This window comes from Pseudoalteromonas sp. Isolate3 (assembly GCF_022398505.1).
GTDB classification, from domain to species: Bacteria; Pseudomonadota; Gammaproteobacteria; order Enterobacterales; family Alteromonadaceae; genus Pseudoalteromonas; species Pseudoalteromonas apostichopi.
Genome location: NZ_JAKEVN010000202.1, coordinates 1 through 3,489 on the forward strand (window position 1 = coordinate 1; position 3,489 = coordinate 3,489).

General features: G+C 36.3%; 2 protein-coding genes. One reads left to right on the forward strand and one right to left on the reverse strand.

Going from position 1 to position 3,489, the window contains the following annotated elements:
* Positions 1-65: 65 nt before the first annotated feature.
* The gene (locus tag L1D46_RS20075) at positions 66-275 is read right to left on the reverse strand and encodes a PGPGW domain-containing protein (RefSeq protein WP_130052369.1); all 210 of its coding nucleotides are present in this window, start codon (positions 273-275) and stop codon (positions 66-68) included.
* A 147-nt stretch (positions 276-422) separates the two neighbouring features.
* Between L1D46_RS20075 and L1D46_RS20080 the strand changes: the two genes are divergently transcribed.
* Positions 423-3,467: an FAD-binding and (Fe-S)-binding domain-containing protein gene (locus L1D46_RS20080; protein WP_130052370.1), complete on the forward strand. Its 3,045-nt coding sequence runs from the start codon at positions 423-425 to the stop codon at positions 3,465-3,467.
* Positions 3,468-3,489 lie beyond the last annotated feature (22 nt).

Genomic DNA, 3,489 nt, shown 5'->3' on the forward strand with positions numbered 1-3,489 from the left:
AAAATAAAGATTCTAATATAAAAAATGCCAGCATTTAGCTGGCATTTTTGTTACTCAATTAGAAATCAGCGAGCAAGTTTTTTATCTATATAGGCACATGACTTAGTAAGTGCCTTTTGGCACAAGGCTAAATAATCACGCGCTTTAGGATAATAAAAAGATAAACAGAAAAGTCCTGCAATAAAAAAGATCAGCGACGGTCCGGGAATAATAACAAAAACTAATCCCAATAACATGCATAAGGCACCTAAACTGATTAATGCAATCTTTTTCATCTGTCTATCTCATCTGCTGCTTTATTACACAGTATAAAAGCATTACTCCAGAAATCGATAAAAAGAGTGTTACAAACTGTAAAATCTTCAATTTATCTTAGCTATTAGCATGATATAATTTGCAAAATGCCTTAATTTATCACTGTCATGATAGCAACAATAAGCCAACAACAAGCTGCCACAGAACTCGTATCTAATTACTTAGAAACAATTAAAAAACAAGGTTTTAGTGGTGATACCGATGCAAGCTTTTCTACACGTTTAAGTTTATCGACCGATAACAGCGTTTATCAACAAGTACCTCAAGGTGTCATCTTTCCAAAGTCAGCAAAAGATATACAACTTGCTATGCAAATTGCGTCACGTGATCCGTTTTTATCACTGACTTTTGGTCCACGTGGTGGTGGCACGGGTACTAATGGCCAATCGCTAACGCCAGGAATAGTTGTTGATTTATCTCGCTATATGCGTGAAATCTTAGAAATCAATGTCGAAGAAAACTGGGTGCGCGTTCAAACTGGTGTAATAAAAGACCAATTAAATGACTTTTTACGTCCTTACGGTTTTTTCTTTGCACCTGATCTGTCAACTAGTAACCGAGCAACAATTGGTGGAATGATAAATACAGACGCCTCAGGTCAAGGCTCTTTAGTTTATGGCAAAACAAGTGATCATGTTTTAGGCCTTACTACTTATCTTGTTGATGGAACAGAAATGTCTACAACACCTATGAGCGTTGAAAAAGCAAAAATAATTGCTGAACAAAACACAACCATAGGTAAATTATATAAAACAGTTATCGATATTGGCCTTGAGAACCGTGATGCTATTTTAGAAAAGTTCCCGCGTTTAAACCGCTTTCTTACCGGCTACGATTTAGAACATATTTTTTCTGATGATTTACAAACCTTTGATATGAGCCGATTAATTACTGGCTCTGAAGGATCATTAGGTATTGTAACTGAAGCAAAACTAAACATTACACCAATTGCAGAATTTAAGACTTTAATTAACATTAAATATGATAGCTTTGACTCTGCTCTGCGTCATTCACCATTCTTAGTTGCAGCAAATGCAACTTCTGTAGAAACTGTCGACAGTAAAGTACTTAACCTTGCTCGTGAAGATATTATTTGGCACTCAGTATCGGACTTAATAACCGATGTTGAAAACAGAGAAATGCAAGGACTCAACATGGTTGAGTTTAATGCTGTTTCACCTGAAGATATTAAAGATAAAGTAGATACTCTTTGCAAGTTACTTGATGAATGTGTTGAAAAACAAACTAATGGGGTGATCGGTTATCAGTTAACGAATGACAAAGCTGATATTTTAAAAATTTATGCAATGCGTAAAAAATCAGTAGGCCTTTTAGGTAATGTAAAAGGCAGTCAAAAACCGTTAGCTTTTGCTGAAGATACTGCGGTTCCACCAGAAAACTTAGCCGATTTTATAGTCGAGTTTCGTGAACTTCTCGATAAACACAACCTACAATATGGTATGTTCGGCCATGTTGATGCTGGCGTATTACATGTTCGACCAGCTCTTGATATGTGCGACCCTGAACAAGAAAAATTACTTCGACATATTTCAGATGAAGTCGTTAAACTTACTGCCAAATATGGCGGCTTAATGTGGGGTGAGCATGGCAAAGGGTATCGTAGTGAATATGGCCCTGAATTTTTTGGCGAACATTTATTTACACAATTAAGAAAAATTAAAGCGGCATTTGATCCAAATAATAGAGTAAATCCAGGTAAAATCTGTACTCCACTTGAAAGTAAAGACTCACTAGTTTCTGTTGATGATCAAAAGCGAGCTTGGTTCGACAAAGAAATTTCTATCGATGTTAAAACAGAATTTAATAACGCTATGACCTGTAACGGTAATGGCCTGTGTTTTAACTATGACGAAAAATCACCAATGTGCCCATCTTATAAAGTTACTGGTGACCGCCGTTATTCACCAAAAGGGCGCGCAAGTTTAATGCGTGAATGGCTACGACTTCAAGAGTCAGAAAATATTGATTTGCTCAATGTTGAAAAAGAATTGATCAATGGCGAAGTCATCACTTGGTGGGAGCGCTATCAACATAGTCGTGATAAGAAAAAGGGCGTTTATGATTTCTCTCACGAGGTGAAAGAATCTATGGACGAATGTTTAGCTTGTAAAGCATGTACAACTGCATGCCCAATCAAAGTGGATGTTCCAACATTTCGTTCAAGGTTTTTAAATTTCTATCACAGTTATTATGCACGACCAGCTAAGGATTACTTAGTTGCGGGTATCGAGCAAACTGCACCTGTTATGGCAAAATTTGCTAAAGTTGTTAACCCAATAGTAAACACTAAACTTGTTTCTGGGTTAATCAAAAATACGATTGGTTATGTTGATACGCCCAGTTTAAGCGTCCCGCAACTTTCAAAACGTATTTCAAAAGAGCAGCATTTCAATTTTGAATTACTTAATTCGCTTTCAAAAGAAGAGCAAGCCGAATATGTACTGATAGTACAAGATCCATTTACTAGTTTTTATGAAGCCGAATTAGTCGAAAGCTTTATTAAAGTAATTAAAGCGTTAGGCAAAAAACCAATGCTATTACCTTTTAAACCAAATGGTAAAGCACAGCATGTGAAAGGGTTTTTAAATGAATTTAGAACAACAGCAAAAAATGCTGCTGAGTTTTTAAATTCACTGAGTGAAATCAATGCACCATTAGTTGGACTCGATGCTTCTTTGGTTATGTGTTACCGAGATGAATATGTATCAATCTTAAAAGAAGACCGTGGTGATTTTAAAGTTGAACTTGCCCATGAATGGCTTCAAACGCAAAACTTCAAACAAGTTTCACTTACCACTAATAAGACTTCGCCATTTAAGCTGTTAAGTCATTGTACTGAAACAACAGCAATGCCAAATGCGTCTAAAGTTTGGCAAACTATTTTTGCTGACCTGAATTTACAATTAGACACAACAAGTACTGGTTGTTGCGGAATGGCAGGAACCTATGGCCACGAAAAACAGAACCAAGAAAATTCACGCGCACTTTATGAAATGAGTTGGCAACCAATTGTTGCCGACAATGAACCTGAAACAATTTTAGCAACAGGGTTCTCATGTCGCAGCCAAGTAAAGCGCTATGAAAAATTCAAACCAAAACACCCATTACAATTAATTGCAGAGCTACTTTAAAAATTAAAGTGCTATTAAATTC